Genomic DNA, 20,612 nt, shown 5'->3' with positions numbered 1-20,612 from the left:
CGGTACCGGGTCTTGGCCTCTCAGTCCTACCCCACACGTGCCCCAGGTATCTCATGCCCGACCCATTGACAGCGCTTTCTTCGTGCCTCTAAGTTGCCGCGCAGTTACCGGTAAGAGCTCGAAAGTTTCGGTTCCGTGCCTCCGTCTGAGAGGACCGAGCATGAGCACATCCGTCAGGTCGGCCTCTCCACCACCCGGCATCGAAGACCCGCCCGCAGCAGTCGCCCGCCCGGCGCCGCGCAGCGGATGGCGCCGGGCCCTGCGCCGCGACTGGCAGCTGTACTCGCTGGCGGTGCTGCCGCTGCTGTTCTTCCTGGTCTTCCGCTATCTGCCGATGATCGGCAACGTGATCGCGTTCCGGCGTTTCGAGCCCGGCGGCTCGATGTTCGGTGAGGACTGGGTGGGGCTGCGCTATGTGCGCATGTTCCTCAGCGACCCGACCTTCTGGCAGGTGTTCCGCAACACCCTGTGGCTCGGCGGGCTCACGCTCGTGTTCTGCTTCCCGATCCCGATCGTCCTCGCCCTGTTGCTGAACGAGGTGCGCCGGCGCTCCCTGAAGCGGTTCGTGCAGTCGGTGTCCTACCTCCCGCACTTCCTGTCGATCGTGATCGTCGCGGGCCTCACCCTGCAGATGCTCGCCACGGACGGTCCGGTCAACCACGCCCTCGGCTGGCTCGGCCATGACGAGATCCGCTTCATCCAGGAGCCCGGCTGGTTCCGCACGATCTACGTCGGCTCGGAGATCTGGCAGACCGCGGGCTGGGGCACGATCCTCTACCTCGCCGCACTCACCACCATCGACGAGGACCTCTACGAGGCCGCGCGCATCGACGGAGCCAATCGCTGGCGGCAGATCTGGCACGTCACCCTGCCCGGCATCCGCCCCACCATGATCACGCTGCTGATCCTCAACGTCGGCACGTTCATGGCGGTCGGCTTCGAGAAGGTCCTGCTCCTGTACAACCCGCTGACCTACCCGACCGCCGACGTGATCTCGACGTATGTGTACCGGGCGGGCGTCGAATCCAACAGCTTCAGCTACGCCGCCGCCATCGGGCTGTTCGAGGCGGTCATCGGCCTGGTCCTGATCACCAGCGCCAACACGCTCTCGCGCCGCACAGTGGGGACCAGTCTGTGGTGAAGCCGAGCCGGTCCTACCGGGTCTTCCAGGGCGTCAACGGGGTGATCCTCACCCTCGTCGTGGTGGTGACCCTCTATCCCTTCGTCAACATCGTCGCCCGGTCCTTCAGCGGCGAGCGGCAGATCCGGGCGGGTGAAGTGACCCTGTGGCCCAAGGGGTTCAACCTCACCACGTACCGGATCGTGTTCCAGGACTCGATGTTCTGGCGGAACTACGGCAACACGGTGTTCTACACCGTCGTGTCGACCGTCGTGGCCATGGTCCTGACGACCTGTTACGCCTACGTCCTGTCGAAGAAGCACCTCAGGGGGCGCACGCTGCTCGTCGGCGTCGCCGTGTTCACGATGTTCTTCACCGGCGGCCTCATCCCCAACTACATCCTGGTCACCGAGCTCGGACTGAAGAACAGCGTCTGGGCGATCGCGCTGCCCAACGCGATCAGCGTCTTCAACCTGCTGGTGATGAAGGCCTTCTTCGAGAGCCTGCCGACCGAGTTGGAGGAGGCCGCGCAGATCGACGGCCTGAGCACCTACGGCATCCTGCTCAGGATCGTGCTGCCGCTGTCCAAGGCGGTGGTGGCGACCATGGTGCTCTTCTACACGGTGTCCTTCTGGAACTCCTGGTTCAGCGCGTTCCTCTACATGGACCACTCCGACCTGATGCCGGTCACCGTCTATCTGCGCAATCTCATCGCCGGTGCCACCGGCGGCGGAAACGCGGGCGCCGGCACCGCGGAGCTCAGCCAGGTCGGCGCGAGCATCCAGGCCGTCACGATCGTGCTCACCGCACTGCCGATCATCTGCGTGTACCCGTTCGTCCAGCGCTTCTTCGTCTCGGGCGTGATGCTCGGCGCGGTCAAGGGCTGACGGCATGTCGGCCCGCCGGCTCGGCGCCGGAGTGTCCTGCTCCGTCTCGGCCGTGAGCACCCTCCCGGCGGTGACCCGTCGGCCGCAGGCGGCGGGACCGCACGGCCGGCCCACCCGATGCCGGTGCGACGGCACAGGCAGTCCGGTCGGCACCACCACAACCGTGTCCCCAAGACCAGGAGGATCTGAGTGATGAACGCTGGACAACTGTCACGGCGCCAAGTCCTCGCCGCCGCAGGCTTCGTCGGCCTCGCCACCCTCACCGGCTGCGGCGGCGGTGAGGACGGAGGCGACTCCAAGGACCTTTCCAAGAAGCAGAACGGCGCGATGAAGGAGTACCGGGCCGGCCAGCAGTTCAAGGCCACCAAGGCGCTGTCCTTCTCCCTGCTGCACAACGACAACCCGGTCTACCCCCTCAAGAACAACTGGCTGTTCTGGAAGGAGGTCACCAAGCGCACCGGCATCACCGTCAAGCCCCTCGACGTCCCGCTGGCCGACTACGAGAAGAAGCGCAGTGTCCTCATCGGCGCGGGTGACGCGCCCTTCCTGATCCCGAAGACGTACCACCCCGCGGAGGTGGCGTTTGTGTCCTCGGGTGCGATCCTCCCGGTCAGCGAGTACGTCGACCTGATGCCCAACTTCCGCGACAAGGTGAAGAAGTGGAGTCTTGAGCCCGAGCTCGACTCCATCCGCCAGTCCGACGGCAAGTACTACCTGCTGCCCGGCCTGCACGAGAGGCCCAAGGCCGGCTACTCGTTGTCCTTCCGCACGGACATCCTCGGCAAGCACGGACTGACCCTGCCCACGACGTGGGACGAGGTGTACCACGTCCTCAAGGCGCTCAAGGCGGAGTACCCCGACAAGTACCCCTGGACCGACCGCTGGAGCACCAACACCCCCTTCCCGTGCGGCGCGTTGTTCAGTTACCTCGGCCAGGCGTACGGCGTCAAGGCGGGGTGGACGTACGACAACATCAGCTTCGACACCCAGGCGCAGAAGTTCGTCTTCACCGCGGCCCAGGACGCCTACCGGCAGATGATCGAGTACCTGCGAAAGATCGTCGCCGAGAAGCTGCTGGACCCCGAGAGCTTCACCCAGCAGGACGACCAGGCCGTGCAGAAGCTGCTGGCCGAGAAGTCCTATGTGATCAGCGCCAATCCGCAGGAGCTGGTGCAGAACTACCGCTACAACCTGGGCAAGCAGGTCAAGGGCTCGAAGATCGAGATGGTCCCGGTGCCGCTGGGCCCGGCCGGCCCGATCCTGCTGAGCGGCATCCGGCTGGAGAACGGCGTCATGATCTCCAGCAAGGCCCTCAAGAGTGCCGACTTCGTCGCGATGATGCAGTTCGTGGACTGGCTCTGGTACTCCGACGAGGGCCAGAAGTTCTGCAAGTGGGGCGTGGAGGGCGTCACCTACACCGAGTCCGGCGGTACGTACACGCTGAAGCCCGGGATCTCCCTGATGGGCTCCGACCCGGACGCCCCGAAGGACCTCCAGAAGGACTTCGGCTTCTTCAACGGCGTGTTCACCTACGGCGGCAGCTGGGAGCTGGTGTCCTCCAACTTCGGCCCGGACGAGAAGAAGTTCCAGGACGTCATGTCCCAGCGCAAGGAACTGCCCGTCGACCCGGCCCACCCGCTGCAGTCCTTCGAGCAGGAGCAGGCGACCCTCTGGGACACCCCGCTCAAGGACCACGCCATCCAGAACACCCTCCAGTTCGTGCTCGGCAAGCGCCCGATGTCCGAATGGGACGCGTTCGTCGCCGAGTTGAAGGCGAAGAACATGCAGCAGCTCGTCGACCTGCACAACAAGGCGCACGACCGGTTCAAGAAGGAGAACGGGTGATCTTCCGCGTCCCCGCCGAGCCGTCCGGCCCCCTGTCCGGGGCCTGGCGGCACTGCGTCGGTACCGGCCGTGTCGAACTCGCCCTGCGCCGCGACTACCAGGACTCCCTGAAGCTGCTCCAGCGCGAGATCGGCTTCCGGTACATCCGGGGACACGGACTGCTGAGCGACGGCATGGGCGTGTACCGGCCCTACGAGTGGCAGGGCACCCGCCGTGTCCGGCACTCCTTCACGTATGTCGACCAGGTCGTCGACGCCTACCTGGAACTCGGCATCCGTCCCTTCCTCGAACTCGGCTTCATGCCGACGGAGTTGGCGTCGGGGGAGCAGACCGTCTTCTGGTGGCACGGGAACGTCACCCCGCCCCGGGACATCGGGGAGTGGGCCGACCTGGTCCGGGCGACCCTCACCCATCTCATCGACCGCTACGGCCTCGACCAGGTGCGCACCTGGCCCGTCGAGGTGTGGAACGAGCCCAACCTGCCCGACTTCTGGCAGGGCGCGGACGAGAAGGCGTACCACCGCCTCTACGAGGTGACGGCGGGCGTGGTGAAGGACGTGGACGCGGATCTCCAGGTCGGCGGCCCCGCGATCTCACCGGCCGCGGACGAGTGGCTGGACCGCTTCGCCGAGTTCGCCGCACAGCGTGATGTCCCGGTCGACTTCGTGTCGAAGCACGCCTACACCTCGGGCCCCGCCCAGCACGTCCCCTTCGGCACCCACCAGACCCTGGCACCGGCCCAGGACCTCCTGGACCAGTTCGCCACGCCCCGCGAGCGCCTGAAAGGTACCCGGCTGGCCGAACTCCCGGTCCACATCACCGAGTTCAACTCCTCCTACCGCCCCGACAACCCGGTCCACGACACCGCCTTCCACGCGGCGTACCTGGCACCGGTCCTCGCTCGCGGCGGCGACCACGTCGACTCCTTCTCGTACTGGACCTTCAGCGACATGTTCGAGGAGGCGGGGCCTCCCACGGCGCTCTTCCACGGCGGCTTCGGTCTGCTCACCCACCGTCAGGTGAAGAAGCCCACGTACCACCTGTACGCCTTCATGGCCCGCATGGGCCGCGACCTCCTGACCCGGGGCGCCGACCACCTGGTCACCCGGCACCCCGACGGCCGGGTGACCGTCCTCGCCTGGGCGCCGGTCGACGCGAGCGGGATGACACCCGGGCCGTCCCGGCACCGACTCCGCCTGTCCGTGCCGGTGCGGGGCGCGCGGGAGGCGTTCGTACGGCGGTCCGTGGTCGACGAGGAGCACGGCAACGCCCGCACCGCCTGGCAGCGGATGGGCAGCCCGCGCTCACCCGGCCCGCACCAGCTCGACGTACTCCACGAGGCCGCCGAGCCCGGCCGGCAGCACCTGCGGCTGCCGGTGGAGGACGACCGGACCGTACTGGACCTGACGCTGGCCCGCCACGAGATCACGCTCGTGGAGGTGACCCCGGTCGTGGAGGAGGCACCGGAGTGGTGGGACGAACGCCGACTGCTCGGGACGGAACCGCGGTGAGCGGAATGAGCCGAGCGCGGGCGGCGGCCGGTCCCGCCAGGGCGGGGTCCCGAGCCGCCCCGGCCGCCGACCGACCCGGTCCCGCGCCGGCGAGCCGCGCGGGAGGGTCAGAAGTGCGGCCGCCCGGTGTTTCTGCCGCCACACCCGGGCCCGGCGTCACCTCCACGGTGGACGACGACCGACCCGGCACCGCCCCACGCCGCTCACCCGCCGGGCAGCGGCCGCCGGTGAACCGTGAACCCCCCGCCTCCTGCCCCGCCCACTCCGCCGCCCCCTCCTTCGGCACCGGCTCCCTCTCCCGCGCCGCCGCCCTCATCCACACCCTCGTCACCGTCGAGGCCCTGCTCCTCGTCGCCGCCTCCCCGGGCCTTGTGGGTCTGCTCCTGCTGGGCTCCGCCCCCGCCAACCTCCCCCTCGCCGCCGTATGCCTGCTGCCCCTCGGCCCGGCGACGGCCGCCGCCCTGTACGCCCTCCAGCACCGCGACCGCGACCTCACCGAGCTCCACCCGGCCCGTGCCTACTGGCGCGGCTGGCGCCTCAACGCCGTCCCCTCCCTGAAGCTGTGGGCGCCCCTGCTGGCCTGGCTCACGGTCATCGCCTTCACCCTGACCCACTTCACCGCCACCGGTCTGCCCGGCTGGTGGGCGGTGCTGCTCGCGGTGATCGGCGCCGGCTCCCTGCTCTGGGGCGCGCACGCGCTGGTCCTCACCGCCCTGTTCGCCTTCCGGGCGAGGGACACCGCACGCCTGGCCGGTCACTTCCTGTTCCGGCACGGCAGCGCCACGCTCGGCGCCGCCTCGCTGCTCGTCCTGACCGCCGCCGGGACCGCCGTACTGACCGAGGCTCTGCCCGCGCTGCTGGCCGCCCCGCTGCTGCTGTCCCTGCTGCACAGCAGCCGTCCGGTGATCGCCGAGACCCAGGAGGACTTCACCGCATGAGCCCGTCGAGCTCCAAGATCCCGTACGGCGGCGACTACAACCCCGAGCAGTGGCCGCAGGAGTTCTGGGACGCGGACCACCGGCTGTTCACCCGGGCCGGCATCGACACCCTCACCGTGGGCGTCTTCTCCTGGTCGCTCACCCAACCCGCCGAGGACACCTACGACTTCACGGTCCTGGACCGCGTCCTCGACCGTGCGGCGGCCGAGGGCCGACAGGTCTGTCTGGCCACGGGTACGGCAGCCCTGCCGCCCTGGCTGGCCAAGGCGTACCCCGAGGTGAACCGCACCGACTTCGAGGGCCGCCGCCACCGCTACGGCCAGCGCCACAACTTCTGCCCCAGCTCACCGGCGTACCGCCGACTCGCGACCGCGATGGCGGCACGGCTCGCCGAACGGTACGCGGAGCATCCGGCGTTGCTCGCCTGGCACATCAACAACGAGTACGGCGGCGTCTGTTACTGCGACCTGTGTGCCGGCGCGTTCCGCGACTGGCTGCGGAACAAGTACGTCACCCTCGGCGCCCTCAACGACGCCTGGTGGACGACGTTCTGGTCGCACCGCTACACCTCCTTCGAGGAGATCGAGCCGCCCAGCGCCCTCACCGAGCACTGGCGGGGCCCGGACCACACCGCCTTCCAGGGCATCACGCTCGACTACTTCCGCTTCACCACCGACGCGCTGCTCGGCTGCTTCCTCGCCGAGAAGGAGGTGATCCGCACCCATGATCCGGTCACCCCCGTCACGACCAACTTCATGGGCATGTTTCGTCCCCTCGACTACCACCGCTGGGCACCCCACCTCGACTTCGCGTCCTGGGACAGCTACCCGCCCCTGGACGCCCCGCCGACCTGGCCCGCCCTGGCCCACGACCTGATGCGCGGCCTCAAGGACGGAGCCCCCTTCTGGCTCATGGAGCAGACCCCGTCCACGACGGCCTGCCGCGACGTCAACCCCCTGCGCAGACCGGGTGAGTTGCGCCTGGCCACCTTCCAGGCCATCGCCCACGGCGCCGACGCGGCCCTCTACTTCCAGATGCGCGCCTCCCGCGGAGCCTGCGAGAAGTACCACGGGGCGGTCATCGGCCACGCGGGCCGCGACGACACCCGGGTGTTCCGTGAAGTGGCCGCACTGGGAGCGGAGTTGGACACGCTCGGCGACGCGACCCTCGGCGCACGCACGCCCGCCCGTACCGCCCTGCTCTTCGACTGGGACAGCTGGTGGGCCCTGGAGATCTCCGACGGCCCCTCCCGGCTGGTGAAGTACCAGGAGGTGGTCCACGCCTACTACCGGGCCGCCCGCGAGGCCGGTGCCGACGTGGACGTCGTCCCGCACACCGCCGACCTCACCCCGTACGACGTGGTCCTCGCCCCCGCCCTGCACATGGTCAAGGGTGACCTCGCCGCCCGCCTCGAAGCGGTGGCGGAACGCGGCGGCACGGTCCTGGCCACCTTCCTCTCCGGCCGCGTCGACGCACACGACCGTGCCTTCCTCACCGACGTCCCCGGCCCCCTCGCCCCGCTCATGGGCATCAGGATCGACGAATGGGACTCCCGCCGGGCGGAGTTCACCCAGCCCATCCCCGAGCTCGCCTCAGCAGGACGGCTCGTCTTCGAGATCGTGCAGCTTCGTGGTGCGGAGACGGTCGCCACCTACGGCTCCGACTTCTACGCGGGGACCCCCGCCGTCACCCGCAACGCCTACCGGCGGGGCGAGGGCTGGTACGTCGCCACCGCCCTCGACCAGCCGGGCGTCGACCAGGTGGTCCGCCGCGTCCTGTCCCGCCACGACCTCATCGGCCCGTACGCCGACCACGAGGGCCTGGAGACCGCCGCCCGGGTCGCCCCCGACGGAACCCGTCTGCTCTTCCTCCTCAACCACTCGGCACAGCCGGCCGGGCTGACGGCCCACACCACCGCGACCGACCTGCTCAGCGGCAAGAAGGTGGAGGCGGGCGACCCTCTCACCCTCGACCCGCTGGGCGTCGCCGTACTCCGTGCTCAGTAGATCGTCCGCCCCCGCTCGTCCGCCACTCCCGACTTCCGGAAGAAGTAGCTGTTGACCTGATCGCGCCACTCGCGGGCGCTGCGGAGCTGCTCCTCGAACCGCTCCGCCACCCGTGCGTGGCGCGCCGGCTCCACGAGGTCCACCAGCGAGGCCCACCGCTCCCGGGCCGCCTCGACCTCCGCCACGCCTTCGAAGTGCGTGTCGTAGATGTGCTGGATCACCGTCTTGCCGCTGTGCAGCATGTGCCCATACGACACGTGGTGGAAGAACAGCAACAGCTCGTCGGGGCACGAGAGAGGCGATTCGTACACGTCGGCCCAGGGCTTCGCGTACTGCCCCGCGTAGCCGGTCCCGGTCGCCACGCTCCGGTCGACACCGACGCCGTCGCGGTCGGCGAAGTGATAGGTGCCCCAGGGGCTGTACTCGTAGCCGTCGACACTCGGCCCGTAGTGGTGCCCCGGCTGGACCATGAACCCCACACCGAGGGGAGCGGTGTACTTCTCGTACGTCCGCCACGAGCCGTCCAGAATCGAGCGCAGCCCCGCCGCGAGCCCGGGCCCGGGACCGGGACCGAAGGTGAGCCGGATCCACTCGTCGAGGACGTGATGCGGGTCGGCGTTCGGATCCCACGCGAGCCGGCCGAAGGTGTACAGGTTCGCCTGAGCCAGCGGATGACCCGTCCAGAACGGGTCGTCCCCGACGTTCGCCACGGCGACGAGCCCGCCGCGCGCCGACGCGCCCACCGAGGACTCCCCGTCGGTCCCGAACCGCAGCACCTCGCTCCACATCGGCCCCAGCCAGCACACATGCCGCTGCTGCCCGGTGTACTCCTGCGTCGCCTGCAGCTCCACGGCCAGCCGGGTGCCGGGCATCGCCCCGATCAGCGGGGAGACCGGCTCCCGCACCTGGAAGTCCATCGGCCCGTGCTTGACCTGGAGGACGGCGTTGTCGGCGAACTCCCCGTCCAGCGGCACGAAATGGTCGTACGCGGCCCGTGCCCGGTCCGTCGAGCGGTTCCGCCAGTCCTGGTGGTGGTTGTAGACGAAGGCCCGCCAGTGGACCGAACCGCCGTGCGGCGCGAGCGCGGCGGCGAGCATGTTCGCGCCGTCCGCGTGACTGCGCCCGTACGCGAACGGACCCGGCTGTCCCTCGGAGTCGGCCTTCACCACGAACCCGCCGAAGTCGGGGATCGCCGTGTACACCCGGGCGGTCGCCTCGGCCCACCACGCCCGTACCGACTCGTCCAGCGGATCCGCGCTCGCCAGCCCGCCGAGTACGACCGGCGCGGCGAAGGTGACCGACAGATGCGTCCGGATGCCGTACGGCCGCAACGCGCCCGCGATGTCCGCCACTTCACCGATCCGGTCGGTCAGCAGGCGTGCCTCGGTCGCGTGCACGTTGACGTTGTTGACGGCCACGGCGTTGATCCCGCAGGCCGCCAGCAGCCTGCCGTAGGCCCGCACCCGCTCCAGATCCCCGCGCGCCCGCCCGTCCTCCCAGAACAGTGACCCGCCCGCGTACCCGCGCTCCACCTGTCCCATGACCGGATGCACGGCCACGTTGTCCCAGTGATCGAGCATCCGCAGCGCCGACTCGGGCTGATACGAAGCGCGGCGGGCGTCGTCGAGGAACGCCGTCTCACCGAGCCGTACGACATGGAAGAACCCGTACAGCAGCCCGCGCGCGCCGGACGCGGTGACGGTCGTACACCCGTCACCCCGCCCGTACACGAACCCCTCGGAGCCGTCGTCACCGTCCAGCTCCAACACCAGGTCGTACGACCCGGATTCGCGCGAGACGCTCCCTCCGAACCGCTCGCAGGCCCCCGCCACCTCCCCGTGCACCGTGTCCACCAGCGGACCCGAGCCACGGATCAGGGTCCGCCGGATGCCGATCGGCCGGAACGCCACGTCCGGCAGCCAGGCCGGATCGACACCCTGCATGAGACCCCCAACGCTGCTGCTCAGGCGAGCAGTTCGACTTCCGCCACCACCGCCTCGCCGTCGAGCACCAGACGGTACTTCCCGTACGTACCCGGAGACCTCACGGTGAACGCCCGTGTCTGCCGGTCCCATGCGAAGGACTCCGCGGACCGCCGGTCCAGGGTCTTCCACCTGGTCCCGTCGTCCGAGCCCTGCAGGGTCCAGCCGCTCGGCGCCTTCGTGTGGTCCGAGGCCGACGTCACCGTGTACTGGACGCCCTTGACCTGCTGGGACACCGGCAGATCCACCGAGGTCACGGCCGCGTCCGTCGCCGAGGTGTTGTCGAACAGCGCCCCGTCACCGACGAGCACGTCCGCACGCGGCGTGGGCACCTCGTCGTCCTGGGTGATCGACACCGGAGCCGCGTTCTTCCCCGTGCCCCACTTCGACGGACGGGGCCCCATGTCGAAGTCCAGGACACCACCGCGGGCCAGCAGGGAGTGGGGCAGTGAAGTCGACTTCCACGTGTGGCCGTTGACCTTCAGCCCCTGCACGTATACGTTCCGTGCGCTGTTCTCGGGCGCCCTGACCACCAGGTCCCGACCGTTCTCCAGATGGACCGTCGCCTTGGTGAACAGCGGTGAGCCGACCGCGTATTCGCCGCTGCCCATCACGAGGGGGTAGAAGCCCAGCGCCGAGAACAGATACCAGGCCGACTGCTCGCCGTTGTCCTCGTCACCGTGGTAGCCCTGACCGATCTCGCTGCCGACGTACAAGCGGGACAGCACCTCACGGACGTTGTGCTGCGTCTTCCACGGCTGACCGGCCGCGTCGTACATGTAGTTGACGTGGTGGGCGACCTGGTTGGAGTGCCCGTACATGCCCATCCGGACGTCCCGCGCCTCCGTCATCTCGTGGATGACCCCGCTGTAGGAGCCGACGAAGTCAGGCGAGGCCGTCTCGTGCGTCGCGAAGTACTCGTCCAGCTTCTCCGCGAGCCCGGAGCGGCCGCCGTACAGGTTGGCGAGACCCCGGCTGTCCTGCGGGGCGGTGAAGGCGTAACCCCAGCCGTTGGTCTCGGTGTAGTCGTAGCCCCACACACGCGGGTCGTAACTCGACGACTCCACACGCCATTTGCCGTCGGCGTCCCGGCCCTGGAAGAAGCCCGCCTTCGAGTCGAAGAGGTTCACATAGTCGCGGGCCCGGTTGAGGAAGTACTCCGACTCCTCCTTGTAGCGCTTCTCGCCGGTCTTGGCGTAGAGCGCCTGTCCCATCCGCGCGATGCCGTAGTCGTTGAGGTAGCCCTCCAGCGCCCAGGACAGGCCCTCGTGGGTGTCGGTGCTGGTGTAGCCGAGGAAGGGCGAGGTCTCCATGCCCTTGCGGCCCACGCCGGACGACGGCGGCACGACGGTCGCGTTCTTCAGGGCCGCGTCGTACGCCGACTTCGCGTCGAAGCCGACGCCCTTGACGTACGCGTCCGCGAAGGCCACGTCCGACGAGGTGCCGGTCATCAGGTCCGCGTACCCGGGGGAGGACCAGCGTGAGGTCCAGCCGCCGTCCTTGTACTGCTGGACGAACCCGTCGACCATCTCACCGGCCTGAGACGGCGTCAGGAGCGAGTACGCCGGCCACGTCGTCCGATAGGTGTCCCAGAAGCCGTTGTTGACGTACACCTTGCCGTCCACGATCTTCGCCCCGGTGTGCGTCGGGGTGTCGGGGCCCGGCATCGGGGAGAAGGGCGAGGCGTACTGGTATGTCGAACCGACCTTCTCGAAGCCCGAGTTGGGGTACAGGTACAGCCGGTACAGGCTGGAGTACAGCGTGGTCAGCTGGTCCTGCGTGGCACCCTCCACCTCGACCTTGCCGAGCAGCCGGTCCCACTGCCGCTGGGCCCGGTCCCGGACCGTCTCGAAGGACGTGCCGTCCGGGATCTCCTGGCGCAGGTTGTCCTTCGCCTGGTCGAGGCTGATGAGCGAGGTCGCGAGCCGCAGCGTGACCGTCCGGTCCGCGCCGGCGTCGAAGCGCAGATAGCCCTTCACCCCGGCGGCGGAACCGTCCTTCACCGGCTTGTCGAAGACGCCGTACACGAAGAGCCGGGTCGCCCCGGTGGACAGGCCGGACTTCACGTCCGAGTACCCCGTGATCACCCCGGCGTCCTTGTCGAGCGTCAGCCCCGCCTGGTCCGTCACGTTGTCGAAGAGCACGCTCGCGTCGTCGCCCGGGTAGGTGAAGCGCAGGGCCGCCGCATGGTCGGTCGGCGTCATCTCCGCCTTCAGCCCGTTCTCGAACCGCACCCCGTAGTAGTACGGCCGCGCGGTCTCGTTCTCGTGCCGGAACGCCAGTTCCCGCGCCTCACGGCCGGTGTCCGGAGTGCCCGAGGCGGCCGACGGCATCACCTGGAAGGTCTGCCGGTCGCCCATCCACGGACTCGGCTCATGGCTCGCGCTGAACGCCTGGACCGTCGGCAGATTGTCCGCATTGTTCGCGCGGGCGTAGTCATAGAGCCAGCTCAGCGAGGACGCGTTGGTCACCGGCGTCCAGAAGTTGAAGCCGTGCGGCACCGCCGTCGCCGGGAAGTCGTTGCCGCGCGAGAAGCCGCCGCTGGAGTTGGTGCCACGGGTGGTGAGCGCGTAGTCCGACAGATGCGCCTTCGGCTTCTCCGGCGCGGCCCGCTCCAGCGTCACGTCGTCCAGCCAGCCCCGGAACTTCGCCGGCCCGCTCGGGGAGTCGTACGCGACGAGGATCCGGTCGACGGTCTTCCCGGCCGCGACCGTCCCGATCCGCGAGACCACGTTGTTCCACTGGTTGACGTAGAGCACCTTGGCGGCGCCCTGCCCCTGGGGTGACAGCGCGAATCCGTGCTGGTCACGCGCCCCGAGGTCGCTCAGGAAGGTGCCGTCGGTGAAGGCCAGGTCCACCGAGACGTTCGTCGCGTCGTAGTCCCGGTCGCCGTCCGCCATCGACGGGAAGATCCGGTACGACAGCCGGGTCAGCGGATCGACCGCCACGTCCACGTCGAAGACCTTGTTGGACGAGTAGGCCCGCCCGTCCGCGATGTGCCGTCCGGCGTAACGCAGGGCTCTCTTTCCGGTGAATCCGGCGCCCGCCTTCGCGGTGGGCGATCCGCTCGGACCGCGGTCGACCAGCGAGAGCATGTCCGGCGGCACCGGCCCCTCGCCGCCGCCGGTGGACAGCTGCACATCGGCCAGCTGGAGGATGCCGGAGGCGCCGTTGTTCTTCGTGATCTCGAGCCGGAAGTGCTGGTATTCGGCCGGATCCGCGATGTCGTACGACTTTGTCCGGAACCGTTCGTCGAACGATTCTCCGGAGCGGGTGTCGAGGATCTTCCAGTCCTTGCCGTCCGTCGAGCCCTTCAGCGTCCAGTCCCGGGGATCACGCTCGGCGAAGTCGTTGGCCGAGGTCAGCGCGTACGTGACCACCTTGAGCGGCTTGGCCAGGTCTAACTCGGCCCAGCCGGTGGACTCGAAGGCCAGCCACTTGGTGCCGGGCTCGCCGTCGACCAGGTTCTCCTTCACCTCGCCGCCACCGGTGTTCTCGGCGCTCGCCCGGACGTCCGTGACCTGGTCGGTGACATTGCCCGGGATGCCGGTGCTGTAACCGCCGTCGACGCCGGAAGCGCGGTCGCCGTCGACGCTGCTGGTCCAGTCGGGTGCCGGTTCTCCGGCCTCGAAGGAGGAGGTGAACCCCCGGTCCGCCGGGGCCGGGGCCTCGGGCAGGGCGACCGCCGCGCCCTGCGAGCCCACGGTCACGCAAAAGGCGGCCGTGATCACGACCGCCGTACTACGTCTGAGCCGAGTTCTGTACCGAGTCATCGGCGAGTACCCTCCCTGCACAAGGATGGACAACGTTGTCACACAATCCGTGCAAGGATCAGTAGTGGCCCAAGTGGACAGTGATGTCAAGGGGGTTGGGTGTGGCATTCGGGGCGTATGTCGCGGATTTTTCCGGCAAGCTTCGCACAGGGCGCTCATATTTCCGCGAGGTCTCAACTAGAGAACACCCATGGCCAACATTGCGTTCGATCTTGCTTGGCCGACCGGAAGTGGACTATACCTGTCGGCGATTCACCCCTCTTGTACGAACCTGCTTGACCTGACCGCGGTGCCGGGGAGGATCCGGTTCACCGCCTGAGTCCTGGAGAAGGCGAGGACTTGAGCATGGGATCCACTTCCGCCGAGAACAGCAACAACGGCAGCGCGGGTGTAGGCCGCCGCGATCTGATCAAGCGATCGGCCGCACTCGGTCTGATCTCCGTCCCGACGATGAGTTTTCTGTCCGCCTGCGCCAGCAGCGGCGGCGATGACAGCGGCGACAAGGCCAAGGCGGGCAAGAAGACCGCGAAGAACCCCCTGGGCGTCAACGACACCGCCCAGATGGAGTTCGTCCTGTTCGACGGCGGCTTCGGCAAGGAGTACGCCGAGGACGCCGTGAAGATCTACGAGACGAACTTTCCCAAGGCCAAGGTGAAATTCTCCGCCACCCAGAAAATTCAGTCCACGCTCCAGCCCCGCTTCAACCAGGGCACCCCGCCGGACCTCATCGACAACTCCGGCGCCGAGCAGATGGACATGGGCGTCCTGGTCGGCAAGAGCCAGCTCGCCGACCTCACCCCGCTCCTGGACGCCCCGTCCTACGACGACCCGAACAAGAAGGTCCGCGACACCCTGCGCCCCGGCATCGTCGAGATGGGCCAGTTCGACGGCGACCCGGTGTGGATCATGTACTACGCCTACACGGTCTACGGCGTCTGGTACTCCCAGAAGGCCCTCGACTCGCTCGACGAGCAGTACCCGGAGACCTGGGACCAGATGCTCGCGGTGTGCGAGAAGGCCAAGAAGAAGGGCATGGCGGGCTGGACGTACGCGGGCAAGTACCCGTACTACCTCCCCTTCTCGCTCTACCCGATGATCGGCAAGGTCGGCGGTGTCGAGGTCCTCGACGCCATCGACAACCTGGAGCCGAACGCCTGGAAGAACCCGGCGGTCAAGGCGTGTTTCGACGCCTACTACGAGCTCTACAAGAAGGGCTACGTCCTCAAGGGCACCCCCGGCCTCGACCACATCCAGTCGCAGACCGCCTGGGCCCAGGGCAAGGCGCTGTTCATCCCGAACGGCTCCTGGGTGGAGAACGAGTCGGCCAACGTCATTCCCAAGGACTTCGACCTCGCGGTCTCCGCGCCCACCGGCATCGACTCCTCCGACAAGATGCCCTTCGGCACCATCTGGGCCTCCGGCGGTGAGCCCTTCATCGTCCCGGCCAAGGCGAAGAACACCGCGGGCGGCATGGAGCAGCTGCGCATCATGCTCAGCGAGGCGTCCTCGAAGAACTTCACGTCCAAGGTCAAGTCCCTGACCGCCTACAACGGCGGCACCGACGGCATCACCCTCACCCCGGGCCTCAAGTCCGGTGTGGCCGCGCTGGAGAAGGCCGGCGACAACGTGGTGAACCCGCGTCTGCAGGACTGGTACGTCCAGCTGCAGAAGGAGCAGATCGGTGTGGCGGGACTCGGCGAGATGATGGCCGGACGGCTCACCCCGGCGGAGGCCATCAAGAAGATCCAGGGCTACGCCGACGCGGCCGCGAAGGACTCGTCGATCAAGCACTACAAGCACCAGTAACGGCAACGGAGCGGCGATGCAGCACGGCAAGTACCGGTTCATCGTGGGGTTTCTGGCGCTGCCCCTGGGACTGTACGCGCTATTCGTGGTCTGGCCGTTCATCCAGTCCATCTACTACTCGTTCACGGACTGGACCGGCCTGAGCCCCGAATTCAAGATGGTCGGCCTGGACAACTACCGGAGGATGCTGGACGACCCGATCTTCTGGAAGTCCTTGCAGCACAGCTTGATCTTCGCGCTCGTGCTGCCGGTGGTGACGATCAGCCTGGCGCTGTTCTTCTCCTTCATGATCAATGTCGGCGGGCGGAAGAGAAGGGGAGGCCCGGTCGTCACCGGTGTCCGGGGCTCCTCCTTCTACAAGATCGTGTATTTCTTCCCGCAGGTCCTCTCGATCGCGATCGTCGCCCTGCTGTTCGCCTTCGCGTACAACCCGGACAGCGGTGCCATCAACTCGATCCTGCGCGGAATCGGGCTCGGCAGCGTCCAGCCCCTGTGGCTGGGCGACCCGAGCCTCGCCCTGTGGGCCGTGATGGCGGTCCTCGTGTGGTCCACGGTCGGCTTCTTCGTGGTCCTGTTCAGCGCCGGTATGGCCTCCATCCCGGCGGACCTGTACGAGGCCGCGCTGCTCGACGGGGCGGGGCGGGCCAGCACGTTCTTCCGGATCACCCTGCCGCTGCTGTGGGACACCGTGCAGTCAGGCTGGGTCTACATGGGCATCCTGGCCCTCGGAGCCGAGTCGTTCGCGGTCGTACAGATCATGACGACCGGGCCCGGCGGCCCCGACTACTCGACCACCGTCATGGTCCTGTACGTGTACCAGAAGGCGTTCCGTGACGGACAGGCCGCCTATGCCACCACCATCGGCGTCGCCCTGCTCGTCGTCACGCTGGCGTTCGCCGCCCTGGTGATGCGGCTGGGCCGGCGCGAGCGGCTGGAGTACTGATCCGATGAAGACGACCGAAACCCCTGCCCCCGTACCGGCCGAGTCCGGTGCTCCCGTCGCCAGGACGGACACTCGAGGCGGCCCGCCCCGGAAGGAGAAGAAGGAGGGCGGCGTCCTCAACGTCTTCTCGCACGGCATGCTCATCCTGTGGGCGTTCATGGTCGTGATGCCGCTGCTGTGGGCGGTGATGACGTCTTTCAAGGACGACAGCGCCATCTTCAACTCGCCCTGGGCACTGCCGGACAAGCTGCACTTCGACAACTGGTCGCGGGCCTGGACCGATGCCAACATGAGCGATTACTTCCTCAACACCATTCTGGTGGTGGCGGGTTCGCTCATCGGGACTCTGGTGCTCGGCTCCATGGCGGCGTATGTGCTGGCCCGGTTCGATTTTCCGGGAAACCGTTTCATCTACTTCCTGTTCATCGGCGGCATGAGCTTCCCGATCATGCTGGCGCTGGTCCCGCTGTTCTACGTCGTGAACAACATGGGCCTGCTGAACACGATTCACGGGCTGATCCTGGTCTACATCGCCTACTCACTGCCGTTCACGGTCTTCTTCCTGACCGCGTTCTTCCGCACGCTGCCGACCTCGGTGGCGGAAGCGGCCTTCGTGGACGGGGCCTCGCACTCCAGGACGTTCTTCCAGATCATGCTGCCGATGGCCAAGCCCGGCCTGATCAGCGTGGGGATCTTCAACTTCCTGGGTCAGTGGAACCAGTACATGCTGCCGACGGTCCTCAACACCGACCCGGACAAACGGGTGCTGACCCAGGGGCTGGTGCAACTCGCGGCCAGCCAGGGCTACAAGGGCGACTGGTCGGGTCTGTTCGCCGGTCTGGTGATGGCGATGATCCCGGTCCTCGTGGCCTACATCATCTTCCAGCGACAGGTGGTGGCCGGGCTGACGGCGGGCGCCCTGAAGTAGACCTCGGCCGCCCGCACGGGCGTCACCCCTTCAAGATCCGGATCTTGAAAGGGCGGCGCCCCCTCGGCATGGGCAAGAACGCGGATACTGTTCAACCTCTTGACGGGAGGCGACCCTAACGGCTCAGCTTAGAGTTCACTAGTTGGACATAGACGGGGCCTCATCGCTGCGGTCCCGCGCGCAGGAGGTCGTCGTGGAGACTCCGGGGTCGCAGTCGTCACTGCACCGAGCCAACCTGGAGCGGGTCGTACGTGCCGTCCGGCTGGCCGGGTCGCTCACGCAGGCGGAGATCGCACGCACCACGGGACTGTCCGCCGCGACCGTCTCCAACATCGTCCGCGAGCTCAAGGAAGGCGGAACCGTCGAGGTCACGCCCACCTCGGCGGGTGGCAGGCGGGCCCGCGCGGTCTCCCTGAGCGGGGACGCCGGCATCGTCATAGGGGTGGACTTCGGGCACACCCATCTGCGTGTCGCGATCGGGAACCTCGCCCATCAGGTGCTGGCCGAGGAGTCCGAGCCGCTGGACGTGGACGCCTCCTCGACCCAGGGCTTCGACCGGGCGGAACAGCTGGTCAACCGGCTGATCGAGGCGACCGGCGTGGACCGTTCGAAGATCGCTGGGGTGGGCCTCGGCGTGCCCGGCCCCATCGACCTGGAGTCCGGCTCCCTGGGCTCCTCCGCCATCCTGCCGGGCTGGATCGGCACCAAGCCCGCCGAGGAGCTCCAGGGGCGCCTGGGCGTGCCCGTGCACGTGGACAACGACGCCAACCTGGGCGCCCTCGGCGAGCTGGTCTGGGGCAGCGGCCGGGGAGTGCGGGACCTGGCGTACATCAAGGTCGCGAGCGGTGTGGGTGCCGGACTGGTGATCAGCGGCAAGATCTACCGGGGCCCGGGTGGCACAGCGGGAGAAATCGGGCATATTACTCTTGATGAGTCCGGCCCCGTCTGCCGTTGCGGCAACCGCGGCTGTCTGGAGACCTTCGCGGCGGCGCGCTATGTGCTCCCGCTCCTCCAGTCCAGTCACGGCACCGATCTCACCATGGAGGGCGTTGTTCGACTCGCACGGGACGGAGATCCTGGCTGCCGTCGGGTGATCGCCGACGTCGGCCGCCATATCGGCAGTGGAGTCGCCAATCTCTGCAACTTGCTGAACCCGAGCCGAGTCGTCCTGGGCGGTGATCTCGCCGAGGCCGGTGAGCTGGTGCTCGGGCCGATCAGGGAGTCCGTCGGCCGCTATGCGATCCCCAGTGCGGCACGCCAACTGAGCGTGCTTCCCGGGGCACTTGGAGGTCGTGCGGAGGTGCTCGGAGCACTCGCCCTCGCGCTCAGCGAGATGGGTGATTCGACCCTTTTGGACAGCACGCTGCACGCGGCGACACCTGCCTTCACTTAGAGAACGCAGGACGCCGTTGCCATCTCGTTAAGTATTTACTTCTTGACGTCGCACGTGTGGCCGAGTTGACTTCCAGCCACCTCGGCCGCAACGACGCGGCCTCGTCAGGGAGGTTTCAAAAGTGAACACGCTCATGCGTCGTGTGGCCGTATCCGTCGCGATCTCGGCGCTCGCCGTCTCGGCCGCCGCCTGTGGCAAGGCCGGCGACGACGACAACGGCAGCGACAGCAGCAGCTCGGGCTCGGGCGGCAAGTCGATCGGCCTGCTCCTGCCCGACAACGTCACGGCGCGGTACGAGAAGTTCGACAAGCCGTACTTCGAGGACAAGGTCAAGGAACTGTGCAGCGACTGCACCGTCTCCTACGCCAACGCCGCGGCCGACCCGGCCAAGCAGGCCCAGCAGATGAGCAGCATGGTCACCAAGGGCGTCAAGGTGATCGTGGTCTCGGCGCAGGACTCCGCCGCCATCAAGTCCTCCATCGCCTCCGCGGTGAGCAAGGGCGTCAAGGTCGTCGCGTACGACCGTCTGGCCCAGGGCCCGGTCTCCGCGTACGTCTCCTTCGACAACGTCAAGGTCGGCGAGCTCCAGGGCCAGGCCCTGCTCGACGCCCTCGGCTCCAAGGCGACCCCCAAGGCGAACGTCGTCATGATCAACGGTGACGACGCCGACCCGAACGCCGCGCAGTTCAAGGAAGGCGCGCACAAGGTCCTCGACGGCAAGGTCAAGATCGCCTACGAGCAGTCGGGCCTGTGGAAGGACACCGTCGCCGCGCAGAAGGTGTCCGCGGCCATCACCCAGCTGGGCGCCAAGAACATCGCGGGCGTCTACGCCGCCAACGACGGCATGGCCGGTGGTATCGCCAACACCCTCAAGGGCGCGGGCATCAGCACCATCCCGCTGACCGGTCAGGACGCCGAGCTCGCGGCCATCCAGCGGATCGTCGCCGGCACCCAGTCCGCCACGGTCTACAAGGCGTACAAGCCGGAGGCCGACACCGCCGCCGAGCTCGCGGTCAACCTGCTCCAGGGCAAGGACATCAAGTCCCTGGCCGACACCGAGGTCACCAGCGGCTCCGGTGACAAGGTCCAGGCCAAGCTGCTGACCCCGGTCTCGGTGACCGTCAAGAACATCAAGGACACGGTCGTCAAGGACGGTCTGTACACCGTCGCCGACATCTGCACCCCGGACTACGCCGCCGCGTGCAAGAAGGCCGGCCTTCAGTAAGAGCCGCTGAGCCCCGGGGCGAGTCCTTCGACGGGACCCGCCCCGACAGGCAGGCACAGAGCCTGTCCGGCGCCCGCACCGCCTTCATACCCCGCTGCGGGGCGGGCGCCGGACGGAAGCATGGCGGACGCAGCCGTTGCCAAGAGGCATCGGCCGCGCGCATGTTCGACTTGTAAATCCGTGCTGACAGCACAACTCGTAAGTAAGTGCTAAAAGCACAACCCCTCCGCGCCTACCCCAAGCGCGGCATCCCCG

General features: G+C 68.0%; 13 protein-coding genes. 11 read left to right on the top strand and 2 right to left on the bottom strand.

Annotated elements, in window-relative coordinates; translation table 11 throughout:
* Positions 1-160 precede the first annotated feature (160 nt).
* The 6 genes from AQJ46_RS21520 (at position 161) to AQJ46_RS21495 (ending at position 8,307) form a co-directional block, all read left to right on the top strand.
* On the top strand, positions 161-1,141 hold the full coding sequence (locus AQJ46_RS21520; RefSeq protein WP_059207143.1) for an ABC transporter permease: 981 nt from the start codon (positions 161-163) through the stop codon (positions 1,139-1,141).
* Entirely contained in the window at positions 1,135-2,007 is an 873-nt protein-coding gene (locus tag AQJ46_RS21515; protein WP_057611201.1) for a carbohydrate ABC transporter permease, read from the top strand. Before AQJ46_RS21520 ends, AQJ46_RS21515 begins: the two co-directional genes overlap by 7 nt.
* 189 nt (positions 2,008-2,196) lie before the next feature.
* Entirely contained in the window at positions 2,197-3,852 is a 1,656-nt protein-coding gene (locus AQJ46_RS21510; RefSeq protein ID WP_059207142.1) for an ABC transporter substrate-binding protein, read from the top strand.
* Positions 3,852-5,363 (top strand): GH39 family glycosyl hydrolase, encoded by a 1,512-nt coding sequence (locus AQJ46_RS21505; protein ID WP_059207316.1) that lies wholly within the window; start codon positions 3,852-3,854, stop codon positions 5,361-5,363. Before AQJ46_RS21510 ends, AQJ46_RS21505 begins: the two co-directional genes overlap by 1 nt.
* 227 nt (positions 5,364-5,590) lie before the next feature.
* Positions 5,591-6,301, top strand: a complete 711-nt coding sequence (locus AQJ46_RS21500; protein WP_059207315.1) for a DUF624 domain-containing protein — start codon at positions 5,591-5,593, stop codon at positions 6,299-6,301.
* On the top strand, positions 6,298-8,307 hold the full coding sequence (locus AQJ46_RS21495; protein ID WP_059207141.1) for a beta-galactosidase: 2,010 nt from the start codon (positions 6,298-6,300) through the stop codon (positions 8,305-8,307). Before AQJ46_RS21500 ends, AQJ46_RS21495 begins: the two co-directional genes overlap by 4 nt.
* Here the strand turns inward: AQJ46_RS21495 and AQJ46_RS21490 are convergent.
* Positions 8,301-10,250: an alpha-glucuronidase gene (locus AQJ46_RS21490; RefSeq protein WP_059207140.1), complete on the bottom strand. Its 1,950-nt coding sequence runs from the start codon at positions 10,248-10,250 to the stop codon at positions 8,301-8,303. The two genes, AQJ46_RS21495 and AQJ46_RS21490, sit on opposite strands and share 7 nt — an antisense overlap.
* Before the next feature lie 20 nt (positions 10,251-10,270).
* Complete coding sequence (locus tag AQJ46_RS21485) at positions 10,271-13,999, bottom strand: GH92 family glycosyl hydrolase (protein WP_059207314.1); 3,729 nt, start codon at positions 13,997-13,999, stop codon at positions 10,271-10,273.
* Between the two features lie 408 nt (positions 14,000-14,407).
* Between AQJ46_RS21485 and ngcE the strand changes: the two genes are divergently transcribed.
* The 5 genes from ngcE (at position 14,408) to AQJ46_RS21460 (ending at position 20,357) form a co-directional block, all read left to right on the top strand.
* On the top strand, positions 14,408-15,868 hold the full coding sequence (gene ngcE, locus AQJ46_RS21480) for an N-acetylglucosamine/diacetylchitobiose ABC transporter substrate-binding protein (RefSeq protein WP_059207139.1): 1,461 nt from the start codon (positions 14,408-14,410) through the stop codon (positions 15,866-15,868).
* A gap of 16 nt (positions 15,869-15,884) precedes the next feature.
* A complete protein-coding gene (locus AQJ46_RS21475) occupies positions 15,885-16,811 on the top strand; it encodes a carbohydrate ABC transporter permease (protein ID WP_059207138.1) in 927 nt (308 codons plus the stop codon).
* Positions 16,812-16,815: 4 nt separating this feature from the next.
* Complete coding sequence (locus tag AQJ46_RS21470; RefSeq protein ID WP_059207137.1) at positions 16,816-17,739, top strand: carbohydrate ABC transporter permease; 924 nt, start codon at positions 16,816-16,818, stop codon at positions 17,737-17,739.
* 193 nt (positions 17,740-17,932) lie between these two features.
* Positions 17,933-19,132 carry an ROK family transcriptional regulator gene (locus AQJ46_RS21465; protein WP_057611194.1) on the top strand — a complete coding sequence of 400 codons (1,200 nt, stop codon included), beginning with the start codon at positions 17,933-17,935 and terminating at the stop codon, positions 19,130-19,132.
* Positions 19,133-19,265: 133 nt separating this feature from the next.
* Positions 19,266-20,357, top strand: coding sequence for a sugar ABC transporter substrate-binding protein (locus AQJ46_RS21460; RefSeq protein ID WP_059207313.1), 1,092 nt, complete (start codon positions 19,266-19,268; stop codon positions 20,355-20,357).
* The last annotated feature ends 255 nt before the right edge of the window (positions 20,358-20,612 follow it).

The organism is Streptomyces canus (genome assembly GCF_001514145.1).
GTDB lineage: Bacteria > Actinomycetota > Actinomycetes > Streptomycetales > Streptomycetaceae > Streptomyces > Streptomyces canus.
The sequence above is the reverse complement of the archived record's forward strand: the minus strand, read 5'-3'. Positions and strand labels throughout refer to the sequence as shown.